Annotated in this window: 19 protein-coding genes and 1 pseudogene; 7 read left to right on the top strand and 13 right to left on the bottom strand. The window is 64.3% G+C overall.

Going from position 1 to position 18,806, the window contains the following annotated elements; translation table 11 throughout:
• The first annotated feature begins 364 nt into the window (after nucleotides 1-364).
• The 3 genes from G6N42_RS31440 to G6N42_RS30775 all read left to right on the top strand — a co-directional run bounded on the left by G6N42_RS31440 (nucleotide 365) and on the right by G6N42_RS30775 (nucleotide 2,933).
• Complete coding sequence (locus G6N42_RS31440) at nucleotides 365-826, top strand: hypothetical protein (RefSeq protein WP_232076817.1); 462 nt, start codon at nucleotides 365-367, stop codon at nucleotides 824-826.
• A gap of 148 nt (nucleotides 827-974) precedes the next feature.
• On the top strand, nucleotides 975-1,892 hold the full coding sequence (locus tag G6N42_RS30780) for an MPT63 family protein (RefSeq protein ID WP_163739057.1): 918 nt from the start codon (nucleotides 975-977) through the stop codon (nucleotides 1,890-1,892).
• Between the two features lie 33 nt (nucleotides 1,893-1,925).
• A complete protein-coding gene (locus G6N42_RS30775; protein WP_163738637.1) occupies nucleotides 1,926-2,933 on the top strand; it encodes an ATP-dependent DNA ligase in 1,008 nt (335 codons plus the stop codon).
• A gap of 39 nt (nucleotides 2,934-2,972) precedes the next feature.
• Here the strand turns inward: G6N42_RS30775 and G6N42_RS30770 are convergent, their stop codons facing one another.
• From G6N42_RS30770 to G6N42_RS30755, 4 genes are all read right to left on the bottom strand, one after another.
• Nucleotides 2,973-3,641 (bottom strand): hypothetical protein, encoded by a 669-nt coding sequence (locus tag G6N42_RS30770; protein ID WP_163739054.1) that lies wholly within the window; start codon nucleotides 3,639-3,641, stop codon nucleotides 2,973-2,975.
• Nucleotides 3,642-3,718: 77 nt separating this feature from the next.
• Nucleotides 3,719-4,225, bottom strand: coding sequence for a hypothetical protein (locus tag G6N42_RS30765; RefSeq protein WP_163738631.1), 507 nt, complete (start codon nucleotides 4,223-4,225; stop codon nucleotides 3,719-3,721).
• Nucleotides 4,226-4,572: 347 nt separating this feature from the next.
• Nucleotides 4,573-4,974 (bottom strand): hypothetical protein, encoded by a 402-nt coding sequence (locus tag G6N42_RS30760; RefSeq protein WP_163739050.1) that lies wholly within the window; start codon nucleotides 4,972-4,974, stop codon nucleotides 4,573-4,575.
• A 73-nt stretch (nucleotides 4,975-5,047) separates the two neighbouring features.
• A complete protein-coding gene (locus tag G6N42_RS30755) occupies nucleotides 5,048-5,359 on the bottom strand; it encodes a hypothetical protein (protein WP_163738625.1) in 312 nt (103 codons plus the stop codon).
• 139 nt (nucleotides 5,360-5,498) lie between these two features.
• Between G6N42_RS30755 and istA the strand changes: the two genes are divergently transcribed.
• Together istA and istB are read left to right on the top strand one after the other, a co-directional pair.
• The gene (istA, locus tag G6N42_RS30750; RefSeq protein WP_163739048.1) at nucleotides 5,499-6,758 is read left to right on the top strand and encodes an IS21 family transposase; all 1,260 of its coding nucleotides are present in this window, start codon (nucleotides 5,499-5,501) and stop codon (nucleotides 6,756-6,758) included.
• On the top strand, nucleotides 6,755-7,600 hold the full coding sequence (gene istB, locus G6N42_RS30745; RefSeq protein WP_163739045.1) for an IS21-like element helper ATPase IstB: 846 nt from the start codon (nucleotides 6,755-6,757) through the stop codon (nucleotides 7,598-7,600). The genes istA and istB overlap by 4 nt, the downstream gene beginning before the upstream one ends.
• Before the next feature lie 105 nt (nucleotides 7,601-7,705).
• On the opposite strand, the gene G6N42_RS30740 is transcribed toward istB, so the two are convergent.
• From G6N42_RS30740 to G6N42_RS31435, 7 genes are all read right to left on the bottom strand, one after another.
• The gene (locus G6N42_RS30740) at nucleotides 7,706-8,155 is read right to left on the bottom strand and encodes a hypothetical protein (protein ID WP_163739042.1); all 450 of its coding nucleotides are present in this window, start codon (nucleotides 8,153-8,155) and stop codon (nucleotides 7,706-7,708) included.
• A gap of 265 nt (nucleotides 8,156-8,420) precedes the next feature.
• Nucleotides 8,421-8,903 (bottom strand): hypothetical protein, encoded by a 483-nt coding sequence (locus G6N42_RS30735; protein WP_163739038.1) that lies wholly within the window; start codon nucleotides 8,901-8,903, stop codon nucleotides 8,421-8,423.
• Nucleotides 8,904-8,923: 20 nt separating this feature from the next.
• Entirely contained in the window at nucleotides 8,924-9,283 is a 360-nt protein-coding gene (locus tag G6N42_RS30730) for a type II toxin-antitoxin system PemK/MazF family toxin (RefSeq protein WP_163738614.1), read from the bottom strand.
• The gene (locus G6N42_RS30725; RefSeq protein ID WP_163738611.1) at nucleotides 9,280-9,525 is read right to left on the bottom strand and encodes a hypothetical protein; all 246 of its coding nucleotides are present in this window, start codon (nucleotides 9,523-9,525) and stop codon (nucleotides 9,280-9,282) included. Before G6N42_RS30725 ends, G6N42_RS30730 begins: the two co-directional genes overlap by 4 nt.
• A 1,145-nt stretch (nucleotides 9,526-10,670) precedes the next feature.
• Nucleotides 10,671-11,018 (bottom strand): hypothetical protein, encoded by a 348-nt coding sequence (locus tag G6N42_RS30720; protein ID WP_163739035.1) that lies wholly within the window; start codon nucleotides 11,016-11,018, stop codon nucleotides 10,671-10,673.
• Between the two features lie 2 nt (nucleotides 11,019-11,020).
• A complete protein-coding gene (locus tag G6N42_RS30715) occupies nucleotides 11,021-11,482 on the bottom strand; it encodes a prevent-host-death protein (protein ID WP_163739032.1) in 462 nt (153 codons plus the stop codon).
• Nucleotides 11,483-12,131: 649 nt separating this feature from the next.
• Nucleotides 12,132-12,263, bottom strand: a complete 132-nt coding sequence (locus tag G6N42_RS31435) for a hypothetical protein (protein WP_434059636.1) — start codon at nucleotides 12,261-12,263, stop codon at nucleotides 12,132-12,134.
• A 101-nt stretch (nucleotides 12,264-12,364) separates the two neighbouring features.
• On the opposite strand from G6N42_RS31435, the gene G6N42_RS30705 reads away from it, so the two are divergent.
• Entirely contained in the window at nucleotides 12,365-13,909 is a 1,545-nt protein-coding gene (locus tag G6N42_RS30705) for a fused MFS/spermidine synthase (protein ID WP_163739029.1), read from the top strand.
• A 323-nt stretch (nucleotides 13,910-14,232) separates the two neighbouring features.
• A pseudogene (locus G6N42_RS31430) lies at nucleotides 14,233-14,664 on the top strand (SRPBCC family protein).
• Between the two features lie 1,568 nt (nucleotides 14,665-16,232).
• On the opposite strand, the gene G6N42_RS30700 reads toward G6N42_RS31430, so the two are convergent.
• Together G6N42_RS30700 and G6N42_RS30695 are read right to left on the bottom strand one after the other, a co-directional pair.
• Nucleotides 16,233-18,356, bottom strand: coding sequence for a heavy metal translocating P-type ATPase (locus G6N42_RS30700; protein ID WP_163739026.1), 2,124 nt, complete (start codon nucleotides 18,354-18,356; stop codon nucleotides 16,233-16,235).
• 87 nt (nucleotides 18,357-18,443) lie between these two features.
• Nucleotides 18,444-18,773, bottom strand: coding sequence for a metal-sensitive transcriptional regulator (locus tag G6N42_RS30695; protein ID WP_163739023.1), 330 nt, complete (start codon nucleotides 18,771-18,773; stop codon nucleotides 18,444-18,446).
• Between the last annotated feature and the right edge of the window lie 33 nt (nucleotides 18,774-18,806).

Genomic DNA, 18,806 nt, shown 5'->3' with positions numbered 1-18,806 from the left:
GTCAGGGCCTTTCGTTTCTCGACCACCGGGTACGCCGCCGCGTCGAGCAAAGGGGGAGAATCTCTGAACAGAGTGGCGCGGCGCTGGCGCCCCCGCTGGAGACGGGCCTGCATGCAAGCTGCCCTCCTCACCCGCACGCCGGCCACAGCCACAGCCGACGCAAGTTCCTTCAGCCGGCGGTCCTGGACTCAGCTGACCGGGAGTGCCGAGCTGTTCTGGACGCGAAGCTGCCTGGTGGTGGACTTGGCTTCCTGCAGGAAAGCCCTGTATGCAAACGCGCCCTGCACTTCCCGAGAATGGGGTGGGCCGCGAATGTGCCTCTGGTGGTGGACTCCGCCGCGGCGCTCTCCGTAGCGTCCCAGCCATGACCACACCGGGACCAGCGAGTCTGCAGAGCGCCGAAAGCGACTTGCAGATCGCATTATCCGAAGCCGACCCGCACCGGCAGGGTGAGTACGCCAGATCGGCCGCCGACACCGCCGCAGAAGTGGCCTTGGACAACGCAGTGAGCCGCGCCGATCGCGAACGGGCAGTGGCGCTGACGCAAGAGGCCATGACCCTGACCGCCCGCAGCCTGCTGCGCGAGTCTCGAGCGATCCTCGTGGAGGCTCGCAACAACACCGATCCACAACGCCGGCGCGAGCTGGCTCGGACGGCAGTGAGTAAGGCCCGCCAAGCGACGCGCCATCGCGACATTTCCGACGACGAACGAGCCGCAGCACGTCAAGTGATTGGTTACGGGCGGATGCTCGACAGGACTGTCGAAGCTTCTGCGCGTCGGCAGCACGTCGAGCCCGAGCGTAACGAGCCGGGCATTGCAATCTGAGCACTTTGACAATGCGCGGAGAATTCTGGCGCGGTCCATGGACCAGCTCAGCGCGAGCTCGCGGCGCTGCTGATAGCTTGAGGCCACGCTCGGCGTATGTTTGGCCCGGTACGCGCTACCGTCTTAGCCGACAGAAGGAGCCGACCACGTGAAGTTGACGACCGTATTGGCCACGACCGCGGCGGTCGCCGGTGCCGTCTTGAGTGCACCAATCGCACACGCGGACAACCCATCTCCGACCCTGGTGCCGTTGGGGCAGTCCGCCGAGTTGGTTCACGGTCCGGTCGTGCAAGCGTGGACGGTCAAGGATCTCAAGCCTAGTAGCGACGTCATCCCCTACCCAGTGCGTGGCGTGCTGTGGGAGGCCACCGCCACCGACACCGCCATCGCGGGTTCGGTCACCCCGATCGTGTCCAACTTCAACGCCCGCGCCCGCAACGGAGACACCTACCGCGTCCTCTTCGGCGCGGCCACGCCTCAGGGCGTCAATCCCGCCACCCTCGCCCAGGGGCAGCACACTACCGGCACGCTGTACTTCGACGTCACGGGCGCTCAGCCTGACAGCCTGGTCTACAACGACGGCGCTCGTGACCTTGCGATCTGGGTAACCCCTGCCGCACCGCCAGCAGGGAGTTCCCCCTCCTATCGCCCCGGCCCGGTCTTGAACCCGGGCCGTTCACAGGACATGGCACCCGCTGAAGCGGCGGAATCGCCGGAGGGTGAAACACCCATCGCACCGGCACCCGCGAGTAATCCGGAAAGTCCCTTGCCAACAACTAGTTTCGGTACCCCGCTGCCCGGTAGCGCGGGGACTCCGTTGCCTCCTGCGGAGGGCACCACCCCCGGGGTGGCTCCGACTCCGGCAACCACACCCGGCACCGCCGCAGGAACGCCCGTGCCGACTGGGCCGCCAGCACCGGCTGTTGCGCCGGCAGTGCCCACCACGGTGCCCGCTGGCAGCGCTGGCACACCTCTGTCGCCGGCTACGGTCCCGCCAGCCGCGCCGTCCGCGAGTGAGGCCGCGCCCGTCTCGCCAGTCACGACGACGCCTGTGCCAGTGCCCTGACGTGTCAGAAGCCGCGGCGATGCCTTAGGGCACATGAGGGGCCTGCGTAACCTCGGTGTGGTGGAGAACGGCAGAACTAGGGGCCTGCGCCGGCAGGCTCCGGTGCCGATGCTGGCTACCCTGGGCCGCCCGCCCACCGGGGATGATTTTGCTGTTGAAGTGAAGTACGACGGGCAGCGCGGCCTGGTGGTCCTCGACGACGACGGACTTGCTGTCTTTACTCACAATGGCGCGGAGGTGTCGCGGACTTTCCCTGAACTTGCCGGGATCCGCGGCGCGGTCGGCGGTCGCCGCGTCATCTTGGACGGCGAAATCGTCGCGGTCGGCAGCGACGGGCGACCGTCATTCATTCGGCTACAGCGCCGGTGGCCGCAACAGCGACGACCCAGCGCGGAGTTGGTCCGCGAGATGCCTACGCGCTTCTTAGCCTTCGATGTCCTGGCCATCGATGGTGTCGATGTCACCGGCGAACCCTACGGCCGCCGCCGGGAAATCCTCGATGCGGTCATGGTCGTTGATCAGTCGCCGGCCATGACCGTTCCCCGGCACTGGGTGGATGTGCCGCCGGCCGACATGCTCGAAGTGTGCGCGGCCAACGCGATGGAAGGCATCGTCGCCAAGCACCTGGACTCACCGTACCGACCCGGCCGATCCCCACTGTGGGTGAAAACGATGGTGCGCGCTACCGCTGAGCTGGCGATCGTAGGACACATCGACACACGCTCGGCGGGCGGAAGTGTCGGCACGCTGCTGGTGGCCGGATACGACGACAGCGGCGATCTGCTGCTCGTCGGCCAAGTCGGCACCGGGATGAGCCAGCGTGAGCGGCGAAGGCTGTTTGAGCTACTCGATCCCATCGAGATTTCGCACCCGCCGGTGAGTAACCCGGCGGCGGTCGCTGGCGTGCGATGGGTGGCTCCGCGATACGTCGGCGAGATCGCCTATCGCGAGTACACGCCGGGCCGCTGGCTGCGTCACCCGTCGTGGAAGGGACTCCGCGATGTCGCGAGTTCCAGCGCGCGGGTGCCGACTGCGGCCTGAGCCACCGTGCTTTCGCACTGCCAGCCGGGGCATGCACGGTCACCAGTAAGGCGGTAACCGCTCTAGGTAGGAATGGTCTTGGCGCATAGTCCTTCTGGCGTTTTCTGCGGCCATACTGTGGTCCCAATTCTTGATGCGGGCTTCGAGCCATGACCGCCAATCGGAGTTCACGCCGCCAGCGCATAGGGCCGCCATGTATGAGGCGGTGAGCATGTCGCGCTGCACCATAAATGTCGACAACGATTGTCGGGCAGTCTGATCATTCATGGCGTCGCTGCGCGTGATAAGCGCAATAGCGTCGATAACGGACGGCGAGGTGGCGACTCGTGCGGCTACCGGCATGGACGCGCCGAGTTTCGCAGAGGTGGCATGTTGGGCTAGCGACATCGTACGGTGCTCAATAAGTGCTGCGCGGGCGTCGTCAAACCAACTGTCCAGTGCTGCTCGCCATCCCGGAGAGTGTCCGGGTTCCCAGGCCGCTGAAGGCATCTCGTTGATTGCCGTCACGACTGCCGCGTGGACGCCGTACGGGTCGGCACCGGTCACCAGACCAGCGAGAACGCTGCTGTGTGCGGTGTTCTGGCGCCACCGGTGATCGAGCTCCCCGTCGCGAGCTTTTTGCAACGCTTGCCGCAGGACCTCGCCGTAATACAAGCGGAAGTTTATCTGGCCGAGTTCCGCACTCGGGTTCGGGAACGGATAGGTCATCGCGGGAAGCACCTCCGTGAAAACATCGACTTAACAACATATTTCGTCACTATGGCGGCAACGGATCGCCGTTGGGTCTAGAGGTCGCTAAGGGGAAGGGAGTAGTAATCGTCATAGTGGCGGTCCAGGTAACGGAATGCCGCAGCGATTTCGCCACTGTCGAGGCTCACCCGCAGGGCAGTGCTCACGCCACCCCATATTGCGCCGAGCCCCACTGGGTGACCTACGGCGCTTTGAAGAACCTTGTGGAAATGCGCGAGTGCGCGCATGCACAGTTTGGGATCGGTGCGCCACGCCCAGGCCAACAGGCGGCCCATTGGGTCTCCGGCGTGAGCGAGTTTGCCTTCGTACCACTCTGATTCGGCGATTGCAGCAGCTTCCTGTTCGGCCAGCGCAGAGATCATGGCGATTCTCAGGAGTGGATCATCAAGCACTGGCGCGTCTGGCGGAAAGATGTGCGCGACTACGGCAGAACCCTTCACGACGTGAGTCGTTAAGCCGTCGCCGGCATCTGCAATCAGAGAGTTGAACCCGTTCCGCGCCTCGCTCACCGAGCGCATGCGGCTAGGGCTGATGTTGACCATGCCGCAACGATGTCAGGATGCGCCGTAAATCACGCCTAAATACACGCCGCTTAGGGCGCGCCGCTGAGTTCTGCGCGGCCCTCCACCGCGGCGTGCCATATGTGCGCTCTCGAACCGAACGCACGATCGGTCATTGGACCACCGCCGCCGGAGAGCTCGCCGGTGCGCGTCTCCGAGGAGCTCAGCGAGGTAGCACTCGCGGTGCCCGTGAGGGACGGAGCGGCGCAGCCAAGGCTCGGCGTCGTCGAGCGCTTCCGCGGACGGGTCTAGGTGTCTAGGCGTACCAAGACTTCATGGTCGGGTGGGCGGTGATCGCAAGTAAGTGAGGTGATGTCGGCCGTCTGTAATCATCTGATTGCAGACCCGAAGCGGGCTTGCCAGCCAGGCGCGCGATAGGCCCACAGCGAGGCAATGAGGACGGGCCCAATCGTCCCATTGCGAATCGACGGCGATCGGTCGATCGAGCAGCGGCGCTGACCGTGAGAGAGCGGTCGCCGCCCGACGTCATCGAGCAGGCCCGCGGCCCACGGCATCTGACAGAGCGCGTGCAGAACGATCCGTCGATACTCGGGATCGCCCGTCAGATAGGCGTGTTTGTGGGCCGCAGCGCTGTAATGGCGGTCGCTGCCGAGGTGGGCGCGTAGCCGGCGCTCCAGTTGCTTGTAGGGGTGGCTCGGGCCCGCGTTCTTGCCCAGGCCGGGCGGCCAGGGCAGCGAGCCCAGTCGGCGGATCACAAATCGGTGGGCCATCGTCTTCTTCGACCTTTACCGGACTTCTCGGTACTCGACTGGATCGTCGATGTTCACCTGCTGGCTGCGCACCTCACCATTCCCAGGTCGTGAGCGCCTGGGCCACCTTCCTTGGCCAGCGAATAGGAGACTCGTCGAGGGGATAGTCCTTGGAGTACACAGGGTCGTCACCTGGATCAAACAAGTGCTTGAAGCCCTCACGGTCAAGCAGTAGGTACATGGGTCGGACTTCGCCGTCGTCGCATCGGAGTGCGAGATAAGCGCGCCCCTTGGCCACACTCGCGTCGATTGCGATGGCGTTGGGGTATTCACGCTGGAGTGCTGCGGTGATCGATAGGCGCGGCCGAGCGCGGGTTTCAGTTCCAGGAATCGCATCCCATCCCATTGTGACCCCTTCTTACGATCAACTCGACGCCAGCCAGCCGGCCGGTGTCGGCGTCGTCTGAAAACTGACCCCGTGTCGACGCCCGAATTTTGACCCCCTTCGTCTGAGTCTCGGCTTGTGAGCCGAGAGGAGAAGGGAGTTGTTGTCAGTGGAGGACTGGGCTGAGATCCGCAGATTGCATCGAGCGGAGGCGTTACCGATCAAGCTGATCGCCAGGACGTTGAAGATCTCGCGGAATACGGTGCGCACGGCGTTGGCCAGTGAGGGGCCGCCGAAGTACGAGCGCAAGCCGATGGGGTCGGCGGTGGATGAGTTCGATGCCGCGATCCGTGTTCAACTCACCGTGGTGCCGACGATGCCGGCCTCGGTGATCGCTGAGCGGGTCGGGTGGACGCGCGGGATGACGGTGTTCAACGAACGGGTGCGCGAGTTGCGTCCGGCGTATCTGCCGCCGGACCCGACGGGGCGCACGATCTATGACGCTGGTGACATCGCGCAGTGCGACTTGTGGTTTCCTCCGACCACGATCCCGGTCGGGTACGGGCAGAGACGTTCACCGACGCAGTTGCCGGTGCTGACGATGGTGCTGGGTTATTCGCGGTGGCTTGCCGCGATCCTGTTGCCGTCGCGGCGTGCCGAGGATCTGTTCACCGGGTGGTGGCAGCTGATCAGCGCCCTGGGCGCGGTGCCACGGACCCTGGTCTGGGACGGCGAGGGCGCGATCGGGCGGTGGCGGTCCGGTCGCACCGAGTTGACCGGGGACTGTCAGGGGTTCCGCGGGGTGCTGGGCACCAAGGTGGTGGTGCTCAAACCGCGCGAACCGGAACACAAGGGGATCATCGAACGGGCCCATGACTACTTGGAGCGGTCGTTTCTGCCCGGCCGCACCTTCACCGGTCCGGGGGACTTCAACCACCAGCTGGGCGCGTGGCTGCACGTGGTCAACGGGCGGCGGCGCCGGGTGCTGGGGTGTGCACCCACGGATCGGATCGGCGCGGACCGCCAGGCGATGTTGACCCTGCCGCCGGTGGCGCCGCAGGTGGGCTGGCGTAACTCCACGCGGTTGGCGCGTGATCATTACGTGCGGTTGGACTCCAATGACTACTCCGTGCACCCCGCAGTGATCGGGCGCCGCATCGAGGTCACCGCGGATTTGGATTGGGTGCGGGTGTTCTGCGACGGCACGACCGTCGCCGATCACGAACGGGTCTGGGCGTGGCATCAGACCGTCACCGACCCAGAACATCGCGTGGCGGCGAACATGCTGCGCCATAACAGGATCAACGCTCTGCGCCCGGTTGGTGAGCCCACCGACCAGGTGATGGTCGAGCAGCGGCTGCTCAGTGACTACGACGCAGCGTTGGGAATCGATCTGGGCGACGGCGGGCTGGTGTCATGACCACCAAGACCACGACCAAGACCGCGGCCACCTCGTCGAGCCATCGCGATCTGTCCGCCGAGATCGGTTTCCTGACCCGCGCCCTGAAGGCCCCCACGATGCGCGAGGCGGTCACCCGGCTGGCCGAGCGGGCTCGCACCGAGTCCTGGACCCACGAGGAGTTCCTGGTGGCGTGCCTGCAGCGCGAGGTCTCCGCCAGGGAATCTCACGGCGGTGAGGGCCGTATCCGGGCGGCTCGATTCCCGTCACGAAAGTCATTGGAGGAGTTCGACTTCGATCATGCGCGTGGCCTCAAACGAGACCTCGTCGCCCACCTGGGGACCCTGGACTTCGTCATCGCCAAGGACAACGTCGTCTTCCTCGGCCCGCCGGGCACCGGCAAGACCCACCTCGCGATCGGGATTGCGATCCGGGCGTGCCAAGCCGGGCACCGGGTGCTGTTCGCCACCGCGTCGGAATGGGTGGCCCGGCTAGCCGAGGCCCACCACAGCGGCCGGCTGCAACCCGAACTCGTCCGGCTGGGCCGCTACCCGCTGATCGTGGTCGATGAAGTGGGCTACATCCCATTCGAGCCCGAGGCCGCCAACCTGTTCTTCCAGTTGGTGTCGTCCCGATACGAGCGAGCCTCGTTGATCGTCACCTCCAACAAACCGTTCGGCCGGTGGGGTGAAGTGTTCGGCGACGACGTCGTGGCCGCCGCCATGATCGACCGCCTCGTCCACCACGCCGAAGTGATCGCCCTGAAAGGAGACTCCTACCGCATCAAAGACCGAGATCTCGGGCGCGTCCGGATCGACCACCGAAGAATGAACACCAAGGGGGTCAATTTTCAACCGTCGTAAAGGGGTCAATTTTCGACCGTCGTTGACAGCCGGCTCGCAGAACCCCGAGGGTGCATGAAACTCGGGATGGTTGATCCTTCCCTGGCACCCAAATTGGGAACCGAGTCAGACCACGGGGACGCGAATGGTCTGTTCGCGACAGATGTCCAGCGAGGCCCGCGCGTCGTCGAGATATGTGTACGCGGTTGCTTGCCCAAAGAACTGCGGGTGCCCAGGAATGCTGATGCAGCCGACGCGCGGCCAGTCCGGGTCGACGCGGTCGGTCGAGACGAGCCGGCGTGCGGGTCGGCCTTCGGATGCCGGCGGCGCAAACGACGACATCGCCAGGAGCCCTGCGGTGGTGGGCAGCATCGTGTAGGCGACTTGCGACACCGCCCAGGCGCGGAGGTCGCCAGCTTCCACCGTGTCATCTACGGTGGCGTCGAGGACCAGCAGCGCCACGCTGATCGGCATGCCAGCGGTGAGGGTGTCGTTCTCATCGAGGTCGGGGGCAAGCCATTCCCCGTCGAAAAGCTCACTGAATGCCTCGGCCTGGTCGCCGTAGAGCGCCAACACCTGTGCCGCCGGCTCATAGCCAGGCGCAGGAGCAGGAAGTCCACGGAGCCCACAACGACGTCGGGAGCACCAGCGGCGGCGTCGAGTGCAGAGAGCGAGAGTTCCGCGCGCCAGTCAAGACAGCACGACACCGTTCCTGACCAGGAATCGCGGCTCTCGTAATGCATTCGGGGAGCACCGAATTCGAGAAATCCGCGGGCGTCGATGGAGGGCGGGAAGTGATCTGCCCGGGCACGAAGAAAACTACTCATATCCATTGCGGAGTTCATGAATCCTCAGCGGGGTCAAGCTGCGGTCGTGACGGATTAAGAGCACCTCGCGCAGGGATCTCCCAGAGGTTTGGAGAGGCGTAAAACCGGTCGATCTCATCTCGGATCTCAGCCGGTAGTTCCGAAAGGTCGGAGGATGCCGTGTGGGATGACCAATCACGTTGCTGTTCAAGCCAGGCCGCGAAGGTGCGCACCCTTTCGGGGTCGACCGCCAGCGACGGCCGATCGATCAGGTCGCTGGGCGGTAGCGCCTGCTCGACGACGACAATCCGGCGCGCCGCGGGCTTTCCGAACTCGTCGATCCACATGTGACACAACAGCCACCAGCGTGGCGCGTAATGCCATTCGCCCCGAGCGTCGGGTTCGACGCCGGGACACCACCCGAAGTGTTCGGTCAACCGCTCGACCGGCCAGTAGATCGGCTCATGCGAGCCCCAGAATGTGAGTTCCACCAGGACCATTGGCGGTGGGACAGTCATGGCGACCCCTTCTATATTCGTCACGGTGACAAAACGTCGTCATTGAGGAAGTCGTTGAGCCACCGACGTATTGAGGCCAGACAGCTGCTGTCGATCGTCCCGGCCACGCTGGCGATCCGTTGCCGGCTGATGGTGCGTGGTTGTTCGGTCATCGCGTAGGTAGGGCGGGGCAGCGCCAGGGTGGGGCCAGTGAGCTGGACGTGCTGCGGCCAGCCGCGGTCAGTGGTTGTGGCGGGAACTACGATGGCCAACTCGGTGACGGCGTCCAAGTAGCCCGACGAGGCGACGATGACCGCGGGCCGGCGCCCCGCTTGTTCGCGGCCCACGGTGGGGTTCAGGTCGACCCACACCACCGAGCCGGGCAGCACGGGAACATTCACTGATTCGCCTCGGTGTCGACGTCGACCGCGGCCCAGTCGGCGGTTTCCGCACGCCAGCTGGCCAGCGCCGGTTCGTCGGCGCTGCGGATGGCCTCGGCCACAGCCGCGATGCGCTTGTGTCGATCGTGCTCGTCCATGAGCTGCTCCAGAAATTTCTGCACCGTGGCGTCTTCTTGTCCTGCGGCGGCACTGATGCGCTCGCGCAACGGCTTGGACACCTTGATCGTCGTGAGTTCCGCCATACGGCTAGTCTATCAGAGGTATCCTTGTTATGGATACTTTTGGTATACCGATAAGCTCCGTTATGGTCAAGTAGGGCGCGGGCATCCGGGCGCTGCCGCCTGCGCTCGCCCGATGCGTCCGTCGTTGTAGCGACCGCGCGTTCGGGGCCGTTAGCAAATGATTGTCGATCGCGATGCGACACTGACCGAGAGCGGCCGCGTGAAGGACCGAAAAGTCTTCAAATCCGAGCCTGACGGCATTCCTCCCGCGGGGCAATTACGTCACTGTGACGGTTCCCGAGTCTCTAAACCTGCTGTGCACCAACACTTCCGCTCCACTCTCATGGATAATCTCTATTATCCATGAATGATCCCGCCGTTTTCATCTGATGAATCAACCGGTTGCCGCCGCCCGCCGGTGCGACCGTCGCTTCTATTGACCGAATGCTGCTGTTGGCCAGTGGTATTCGGGTTGACGGCAGGGTGCGAGAGCGGGTGGGTCGTAGCGCGGCCGCTTGATGCCGCAATCAGCGAGATGCGTAGACAGGGTCGTTGATCGCCGACCCATCGAGCAGGTTCATCCGGTCGAGCAACGAGCGACCTCGCGTTCGGTTACGAACTGAGCTGCGAGCGCGCCTTCTCGTATGCCGTCCTCTCGGAGACATTGTTGGGATCGGGATCGAGGACGGCCCCGAGGCCCGTATTCCTGGGGGCGTATTTCGGTTAGGCCATTCCGTATGGAGCCATCGCCAGGCAGATTGCGACAACAAGCGGCGTCGCGACGGATACCAAGCGCCGGCGAGGTTGCGCGTCCGAACTTCCTCGCTGCGGAAATGCGTTCCGGCCCCGCCGAGTGCTGGCCCCAGGGAGCGATCGGATGCCACCTCAGCGCCATCGCTGCGGCGAACGGGCTGGTGATGATGTAGGAGCGCATGCCCAACTCGCTGTTCAACTGGGGCGCGCTATGTCACCTAACGGTCGTGGGCAAGCACGACGGCACCGATCGCACGACGAATACGGCCGAGTCGAATACGGCGGTTTACCGGTAGATAACATCCTATTGCGCTGCCCCCCAATTGTTTTCACCCGACGGTGTCTGTCTGGTCTCGATCCATCTGGCGGTTTTCACAATAGATTTGGCGGAATCCGATGTGTCGCGTGTCGCCCTACTTCGTTTCATTCGGGTGACTGGTGTGCACCTGCTCCAAGTACACCGTACGGCCGTCGACGAAGAACCAGATGCGGGCGGTGCCCTTGATCGTCGGTTTGTGCTGCCAACGCTCATGGACCTTGTCCCCGCGAGTGATCGTGCCGAGCTCGCCGCGCAACGGGTAGTTCGACGGGGTCTTAGCCAGGGGCGTCCGGGTCAAAAAGTCCCAGGCCTCGGCCAAGGGATTCCGGATCGTCGCGGCGAGGTCCTGCCACCCCTTGCGGGCGTTGGTGGTCGCGAAGCGGATCTCGTACTCCATCTTCTTCGGAGGACGAGGGACGAGCTCGCCGCGCTTGCCGGCCACCGCTACGGCCGCTCCACAAGCTCATCATCGTCAGAGTCCAACCAATCCAGGTCGGCACGGCCGAGACCAGCGGCGATGGCGGTCGCAGTCTCCCGCCACGAGGTCAGCTCCGCGAGCGCCAAGTGCGGTTGGTCGGTGGAGAACGACGCCCGAGCGGCGTCAACGAGGGCTTGAGCGCAGGTGGCCCGGTCCTCCAGGGACAGCGCGAGCATCCACGGAAACGCCCGTGACATCCGCTCGGCGAGCGGACCGTCGTCGTCCACAGCTACGCCGATGAGCTGCGCGGCGAACTCGAGCAGGCGGGCGCGACCCTCCGCCTCGCGCTGCGACATGAGCACGAGCGCCTCGCCGTCACGGCGGGTCACCGTCACGGGGTGGTCCTCAGCCTCGGCGAACACCTCAGCGGAGTGCTTGCTCAGGTCCGAGGAGCGGCGCGTGGAGGCGCGAAGAGCTGTCGTAGTCATGCCGCCATGGTATTCGGAATGTGTTCGGAAGTCCAATGTGCAGCCCACGGCCTCCCTAATCTACCGACAGGTCCAAGGCCGTCGTTCCACTAGCAAACAATCAACTCCCCTGGCCGCCAACCTCACCAGGAGTCAATACGTGCCGCCGTACTGGCACTCAACTAGATAATCACCAACCGTTCCCAAAAACCTCTGACCACCAGCCCAATGCGGGAATACGGCGGAATCGAATACGGCGAGTTACCGGTAAATGTCGCCGTTTTCATCTAATGGGCGTCCCGCCGTAGTAGACGATGCCCCTGCGCAGCAATAGCTTCGAGAGCCGGTTATGGGCCGCCATCAGGTCCTGGCGGCAGTCCTCACACGACCGGTACAGGGGCCCCTCCCACAACTGTGGCTCTACCGGCCAGGACCACATTCCTGACGGCTGATCACCGAGCACCGATCCGAGATCGCTCGCCTCATACCTGTCGCCCACGACCGTGTGGGTTGACTCCTAGACGGCTTGTGCCTCGGATGGTGCGCCCCCGCGAGGAGTGGCTGAAGAGAGGTCTGCAAAGCCGAAAGTTGGTGTGCCCTCCTCGCTTCCATCCAAATCGAGGCGAGGAGACAACTCATTAGACGGCCCATCCGTAGTTTGGCCAGGTGCTTATGACTCCGACGGTGCAGGCTTGGCGATCAGTTCGGCGAGCTCGTTGACTGATCGCTGCACATCGACCAGCGTCCACAGCACTTGTTTGTTGCCGATAGGCGCTCGCGCCGCCGAACTATCTGCATCCATAGCTAGATAGGTAAACTAAGGCACTTCGATCGGGCGATGCGGTACAAATAGGACCGCTTTCCCGTAGTCACGCCGTCTCGACGGCTTGGGAGGACGGTGACGTGAGCGACTCCTCCCCCGACGAACCGTCTCCGACGGCATTGATTCCCGGTACGGATGCCCGGACGGCAGCGGTGCTGGCGTTCGGCTCTTCGGCTGCGGTCCTGGTCGTTGAGATCACTGCCCTGCGATTGCTGGCGCCGTACCTCGGGTTGACGCTGGAGACGAGCACGCTGGTGATCGGCATCGCTCTTTCTGCCATCGCTCTCGGGTCCTGGGCCGGCGGACGAATCGCCGATCGCGTCGCTCCCCGACGGCTCATCGGGCAGACGCTTGGGGCATCAGGGGTCATTGTGGCCTTTACTCCGGCCGCCGTGCGGGGGGCGGCCGAATGGGCGCCGTCCACATTGCTGCTGGTGGCATCGCTGACCATCCTGCTGCCTGGCGCACTGCTGTCATCGATCACGCCGATGGTGACTAAGTTGCGTCTGACCAACCTCACCCAGACCGGGACCGTTGTCGGGTCGCTGTCCGGAGTCGGCTCCCTCGGAGCGATCGCTGGCACGGTGCTGACCGGATTCGTCCTTGTCTCACGGCTACCAGTCAGCACCATCCTGGTCGGGCTCGGAGCAGCACTCGTGTTGAGCGGCATCGTGATTCAGTGGCGAATCCACAGGTGGAACCGCGTCGACGTCATCGGTCTCACGCTGGCGACGGTCATCGGCGGCCTCGCCGCGTATATCGCCCCGGGTGGCTGCGATGCGGAAACCCAGTACCACTGCGTACGAGTCGTCGCGGATCCGGACCGTGCGAGCGGCCGCACTCTCGTCCTGGACAGTGTTCGACATTCCTACGTCGACATTGAGGACCCAACCTGGCTGAAATTCGCTTACGTGAAGGCGTTCGCCGCGATCGTCGACAGCGCATTTCCCGGTCGGAGCGCTCTGGAGGCATACCACCTCGGCGGCGGTGGGCTGACCTTCCCGCGGTACCTCTCCGCGACCCGTCCCGGATCGAGGAACTTGGTGTCGGAAATCGACGCCGGCGTCGTTCGGGTCGACTCTGCGGAGCTCGGTCTCAGCTCAGAGAGCGGAATGCAGGTCCGCGTCGAAGACGGCCGACTCGGACTCCGCAGGCTCGAAACAGACAGCTGGGACCTCGTCGTCGGCGATGCCTTCGGAGGCGTGAGCGTGCCTTGGCACCTCACAACCTTGGAAGCCATGACCGACATCCATCGAGTCCTGAAACCCGATGGGCTTTATATCGCCAATCTCATCGACTATGCGGACATCGCGTTTGCGCGCGCCGAAGTCGCCACTCTTGCAAGCGTCTTTAACCACGTTGTTCTTCTCGGCGAACCCAACGACCTCGGCATCGATCTAACGAGCGAAGCCGACGGCGGCAACTTCGTCGTGTTGGCCTCCGACCGACCCGTCGGGCCTCAAGCCATTGAGAAGTCGCTAGACCTACAAGACTTACCGTGGGCGACCATCGCGGGTGCAGTCCTCACCGACTGGATCGGCGACGCCGAGACCCTCAACGACGACTACGCTCCCGTCGACCAGCTCCTCGAACCCAACCGCCCACCGAACAGCCGTCGAGGCTAGGCACCACTTTTGCGACGCTTGCAGTGCGTCCAACACTTCGGCGTCGGTCATCGCCGCAATTTCGACGTACAGATCTGCGACCGCTTCAATCCGGTGGGAATGTCGCCGCCCTTGATATCAGTCGGACAGATGTCGAATTTGGTTTTCTCGCAACCACTCTCAAATGACTTATCGGCGGAGGCCGCAGATCGCGCGGTCGGCACTTGCCGGCTTTATCAGTTGAACCCGAAAGGCATCGAGGACGTCAGGGCGGAGCTAGACGTGTTCTGGGCCAAGGCCTTAGACGCATACAAGTCGATCGCTGACGAGAGAGGGCATCACGGATGAGGTCAGAAGATGCAGAGTCTGTCCGGAAGAGCATCGTTGTCCGCACCGGTATTAGCGTACGTTTCGCTGTTCACCACCAAGTTCGATGCCATCAAGCCACGCGACCACAAACCTGCTGGCGGTCCCGATTGCCGAGACAGTCTTCGAGCCGCGAGTCGGCGGACACATCTACGACGTCGGGATTGACCGCAGCCTCTGCAAGTGGGCGCGTGTTCTGGCCTATGAGCCGCCATCGCGGGTCGTGTCCTCATGGGACATTGGCCCGACCTGGCAGCTGGAAACCGATCCGGCCAAGACTAGTGAGGTCGAGGTGCGCTTTATCGGCCGAGTCCGACGATCGGACTCGGGTGGAGTTGGAGCATCGCCATGTCGATCGCCACGGCCCCGCCTGGCGAGCCGTCGCCGACGGAGTCGGGCGCGCTTATTAGGCGAAGGATCGCACCGTTCGCTGGCGGTTTGGACCGTGGGTCCATTCGGCGTCTAGCACTACCAATGCAGCGGAACGGCTGTGACCACCTCAGCTAATTGAGGCCCGCCTCTTCTTTACACGCGTCAATCTCGTCGAGGCTGGCCAGGGGGAACACGTGTTTGGTCTCGGCTTCACGAAGGCAACTTTCGTACTTGGCCTCTTGCGACTGCTTCCGCATTTCGTGGATTCCCCAGATGATGGCTAGCAACACCAGGCCACAGACCAGGACTGTAGCGCCGAGGTCCCTCCTAGTCGGATGCCTCCACCTCGAATAGTACGAACGCATGCCGGAAGCCTAGCTGGCGATTCGTGCAGCAAAGGCGTTGTCAATCTTGGCGACTAGACTGCTTCCGCTTCGCCGCCATCACCATCGAGGATGGTGTCCATCTCTCGGCCGGCGATAGAGACGCAACCGCCGACGGCCTGATCATTCTGCGCAGTGCAGGGCTTGTCGTCGGAGAGTGGAAGACGAGCGCACGCGGGCTGACCGGTGATGAGCTCGACAAGCTCTGGAAGGCCGCCGACCAGGTGGGTGCGCGAGCGCACTTTCGCGGCGACGCCGGATCCAGCCCGCAGCTGCGGGCCTCTATGGCGCGAGCAGGCCGCGCCCAACGGTCGGCCGCACTTCGCACTGACTGCCGAGCAACTGTTCGACCTGCAGCCGATAGGAGCCAGTGGCAATCACGACTTGCCAGTGCCAATCACGACTTGTTCGAACCGCGAGACGACTACCCGACCCCCGTGGCCAGCAGGGATCACCTGGGCCAGAAGCGATCGACAAAGCGTTCAGCGACTACCTCGAAGGCTCGGCGACCGACTACAGACAGCTGCGCCGTGCGCCGTGGATGGCCCCCGACTTCATCGACCCGACGCAGCTGCCGACAAGCCCTGACGACGACACCCGCTCGCAATAGGTTTTCGTCCGGTCATGTACGCGGGGGATTCGATCGATCGTGGGTCCTTCGGCATTCGCGCGAGCCGCATCACGGACAACCGCTGTTATCCATGATTAGTCCCGCCGTCGTTTTCATCTGATGAATCAACCGGTTGCTGCCGCCCGCCGGTGCGACCGTCGCTTCTGTGCACCGAATGCTGCTGTTGGCCAGTGGTATTCGGGTTTACGGCAGGGTGCGAGAGCGGGTGGGTCGTAGGACCAGGTTGGCTAGGGAAATTTGCGCGTTCATCACGCGGCACGTGGAGTTCACCCGACTCATCGCGGTCCGAGGGCTCCGACCTGCATCGATGTGGCATCGATGCCATAGCCACCCTGGCACGGCAATCGAGCCGGTGGACAGCCACGACGTCGTTGGCCGTCCAGAGTCCAGCGTTCCGCCGGCGGTGAGCGAGGTGGCCGACGAGCTGACGGCGCCTGCACCGCAGTCGGCCCCGGCGCCACCTACAGTTCCGTCACAGGACGGTCACGGCTTGATCATGACCACGGCGGTTGACGTCTCAACGCAGTCCTGCGTGAGGCTTGATTCCCTTCGGCGCGGACAACGGAACAAGCCTTCAGCGGTTCACGCGGAATCAGCGGTCGAGGACTGCGCGGGTGCTTGACTCAGGGCTCAGGTCGAGGCGGCGCAACAGTTGCGCGTTGAGCGCCACGACGATCGTCGACATAGACATCAGAATCGCGCCGATTGACATCGGCAGCACAAACCCGATCGGTGCGAACACACCGGCAGCCAATGGCACTGCGATGAGGTTGTAGCCCGCCCCCCACCAGAGGTTCTGTTTCATCTTTCGATAGCTGGCACGCGACAATTCGATGACCGACAGCACCGAGCGCGGGTCCGAACTGGCCAGGATCACACCGGCAGAGGCGATGGCAACATCTGTGCCGGCGCCGATCGCGATGCCAACGTCAGCCTGCGCCAACGCGGGCGCATCGTTAACGCCATCGCCGACCATCGCGACCTTCTTGCCCTCCTGTTGCAGCGCAGCAACTTTCGACGCCTTGTCCTCCGGTCGCACGCCGGCGAACACCCGATCTATGCCGAGTTCGTGACCTACCGCCTGCGCGACCGCTTCGGCGTCACCGGTAATCATGACCACCTCCACACCGAGCTTGTGCAACGCATCGACGGCTTCCCGCGACTCGGGGCGGATCTGGTCGGCCAAGCGCAGCCCGCCGAGCACAACCCCGTCACGTACGACGTGCAGGATGATCGCACCCTCCTCGCGCCACACGGTGGCGGCGTTGACTTCCTGTCCGCCGATCTCGTCCAGCAGGCGAGGGCCGCCCACCCGGATCTCGTGCCCGTCAACAGTGGCGGTGACGCCCACCGCCGGAGAGGACGAGAAGCCGCTGGCGCGCGGCACGGTGAGTCCTCGCTCCTCGGCGGCTTTCACGATCGCCCGCGCCAGGGGGTGTTCACTGTCGGCCTCGGCGGCGGCGGCCAGGGCGAGCATGGTGCCCTCCTCCAGGTCACCGCTAGCCTCGATCGCGGTCACGGTGGGCTCGCCCTTGGTCAGGGTGCCGGTTTTGTCGAAGAGCACGGCGTTAACGGTGCGCATGCCTTCTAGGGCGAGGCGATCCTTGATCAGCACGCCGCCCCGCGCGGCTCGCTCGGTGGCGATCGACACCACCAGTGGTATCGCCAACCCCAACGCATGAGGGCAAGCGATGACGAGCACGGTGATCGCCCGGACAACGGAGGCGTCAGGGTCTCCGACAACCGACCACACCGCGGCAGTGATCGCGGCGCTCCCCAGGGCAAACCAGAACAGCCAGCCCGCCGCCCGGTCGGCGAGGCGCTGGGCTCGCGAGGACGAGTTCTGCGCTTCGGTCACCAGGCGCTGGATTCCCGCCAGGGCGGTGTCGTCCCCGGTGGCGGTGATTTCGACCCGCAACCCGGAATCGGTGGCCACGGTTCCGGCTGTCACCGCATCCCCGACGCCGCGGGCCACCGGCCGCGATTCACCGGTCACCATCGACTCGTCCATGTCCGCGCGCCCGTCGACGATTCTGCCGTCGGCGGGGACGCTGCCACCGGGTCGCACGACCACCAGGTCCCCGACCTGCAGGTCGGCGGGTGACACGGTGATGGTGCGGTCCCCGTCGACCTTCTCGGCTTCGTCGGGAAGCAGGGCGGCCAGGGAGTCCAGTGCGGAGGTGGTCTGAGCCAGGGAGCGCATCTCGACCCAGTGGCCGAGCAGCATGATCACGATCAGCAGCGCCAGTTCCCACCAGAACTCCAGTTCGTGATGGAGCACGCCCAGGCTGGCGCCCCAGGACGCGAAGAAGGCGACGGTGATGGCCAGCCCGATGAGCAGCATCATTCCCGGTTTGCGAGAACGGATTTCGCTGACGGCGCCGGTGAGGAAGGGGCGACCGCCCACGACGTACATGACCGTGCCCAGCAGTGGCGCGATCCAGCGGCCGCCGGGGACGTCGGGCACTGCGTAGCCGAGCAGCATCGCGAACATGGTCGAGAACGCGATGACCGGGATGGCGATGATCAGGTTGATCCAGAACAGCTTCCGGAACTGAGCAACATGATCGGCGCCGTGGCCGGCATGGCCCCCGTGGTCAGCATGGTCGTCGTGGTGGACGTTGGTTTCCTGAGCGGTGTGCTCGCCGTGGCCGCCATGGTCGGCGTGAACGCCGCTGTGCGATGTCGCTACGGCGTGCTCGTCGTGGTTAGCCATGTTGTCTCTCCTTGAGGAGTCTCACGTGTTCGCTTCGCACGGGGTGTGTAGCAGCAAGGCGGCGGTGTCGGTGCGCCGCGGTGTAGGTCATGACCGCACGAGTCGGGCGATGGCTTCGGATGCTTCGGTGAGTTTGGCGTCAGCGGCCGGTCCCCCGGCGGCCGCCGCGTCTCGAACGCAGTGTCGGATATGGTCGTCGAGCAGTGCCAGCGCGACGCTTTGCAGGGCTTTGGTGAGTGCGTCGGCTTGAGTGAGGATGTCGATGCAATAGCGTTCCTCCTCGATCATCCGGCTGATGCCGCGGGCTTGGCCCTCAATACGTTTCAAGCGTTTGAGGTACTTGTCCTTATCGGTGATGTAGCCGTGGTTGACCGAACCCGATGCTGGGCAGTGGTCAGCATCGTCGACGTGAGTCATGGCAGATCCCTCGGTCTGTGAGCGGGTTCGCCG

Source organism: Mycobacterium gallinarum, from assembly GCF_010726765.1.
In the GTDB taxonomy this organism is placed as follows: domain Bacteria; phylum Actinomycetota; class Actinomycetes; order Mycobacteriales; family Mycobacteriaceae; genus Mycobacterium; species Mycobacterium gallinarum.
This window is presented reverse-complemented; position numbering and strand designations above follow the sequence as displayed.

What these genes read in the sequence shown, in the direction of transcription:
- G6N42_RS30770 (WP_163739054.1), bottom strand. Translation starts at nt 3,641, where the DNA reads ATGACCTATCCGTTCCCGAACCCGAGTGCGGAACTCGGCCAGATAAAC.
- G6N42_RS31440 (WP_232076817.1), top strand. Translation starts at nt 365, where the DNA reads ATGACCACACCGGGACCAGCGAGTCTGCAGAGCGCCGAAAGCGACTTG.
- G6N42_RS30715 (WP_163739032.1), bottom strand. Translation starts at nt 11,482, where the DNA reads ATGACTACGACAGCTCTTCGCGCCTCCACGCGCCGCTCCTCGGACCTG.
- G6N42_RS30735 (WP_163739038.1), bottom strand. Translation starts at nt 8,903, where the DNA reads ATGACTGTCCCACCGCCAATGGTCCTGGTGGAACTCACATTCTGGGGC.
- G6N42_RS30775 (WP_163738637.1), top strand. Translation starts at nt 1,926, where the DNA reads ATGAGGGGCCTGCGTAACCTCGGTGTGGTGGAGAACGGCAGAACTAGG.
- istB (WP_163739045.1), top strand. Translation starts at nt 6,755, where the DNA reads ATGACCACCAAGACCACGACCAAGACCGCGGCCACCTCGTCGAGCCAT.
- G6N42_RS30725 (WP_163738611.1), bottom strand. Translation starts at nt 9,525, where the DNA reads ATGGCGGAACTCACGACGATCAAGGTGTCCAAGCCGTTGCGCGAGCGC.
- G6N42_RS30700 (WP_163739026.1), bottom strand. Translation starts at nt 18,356, where the DNA reads ATGGCTAACCACGACGAGCACGCCGTAGCGACATCGCACAGCGGCGTT.
- G6N42_RS30695 (WP_163739023.1), bottom strand. Translation starts at nt 18,773, where the DNA reads ATGACTCACGTCGACGATGCTGACCACTGCCCAGCATCGGGTTCGGTC.
- G6N42_RS31435 (WP_434059636.1), bottom strand. Translation starts at nt 12,263, where the DNA reads ATGGATGCAGATAGTTCGGCGGCGCGAGCGCCTATCGGCAACAAACAA.
- G6N42_RS30765 (WP_163738631.1), bottom strand. Translation starts at nt 4,225, where the DNA reads ATGGTCAACATCAGCCCTAGCCGCATGCGCTCGGTGAGCGAGGCGCGG.
- G6N42_RS30755 (WP_163738625.1), bottom strand. Translation starts at nt 5,359, where the DNA reads ATGGGATGGGATGCGATTCCTGGAACTGAAACCCGCGCTCGGCCGCGC.
- G6N42_RS30760 (WP_163739050.1), bottom strand. Translation starts at nt 4,974, where the DNA reads ATGGCCCACCGATTTGTGATCCGCCGACTGGGCTCGCTGCCCTGGCCG.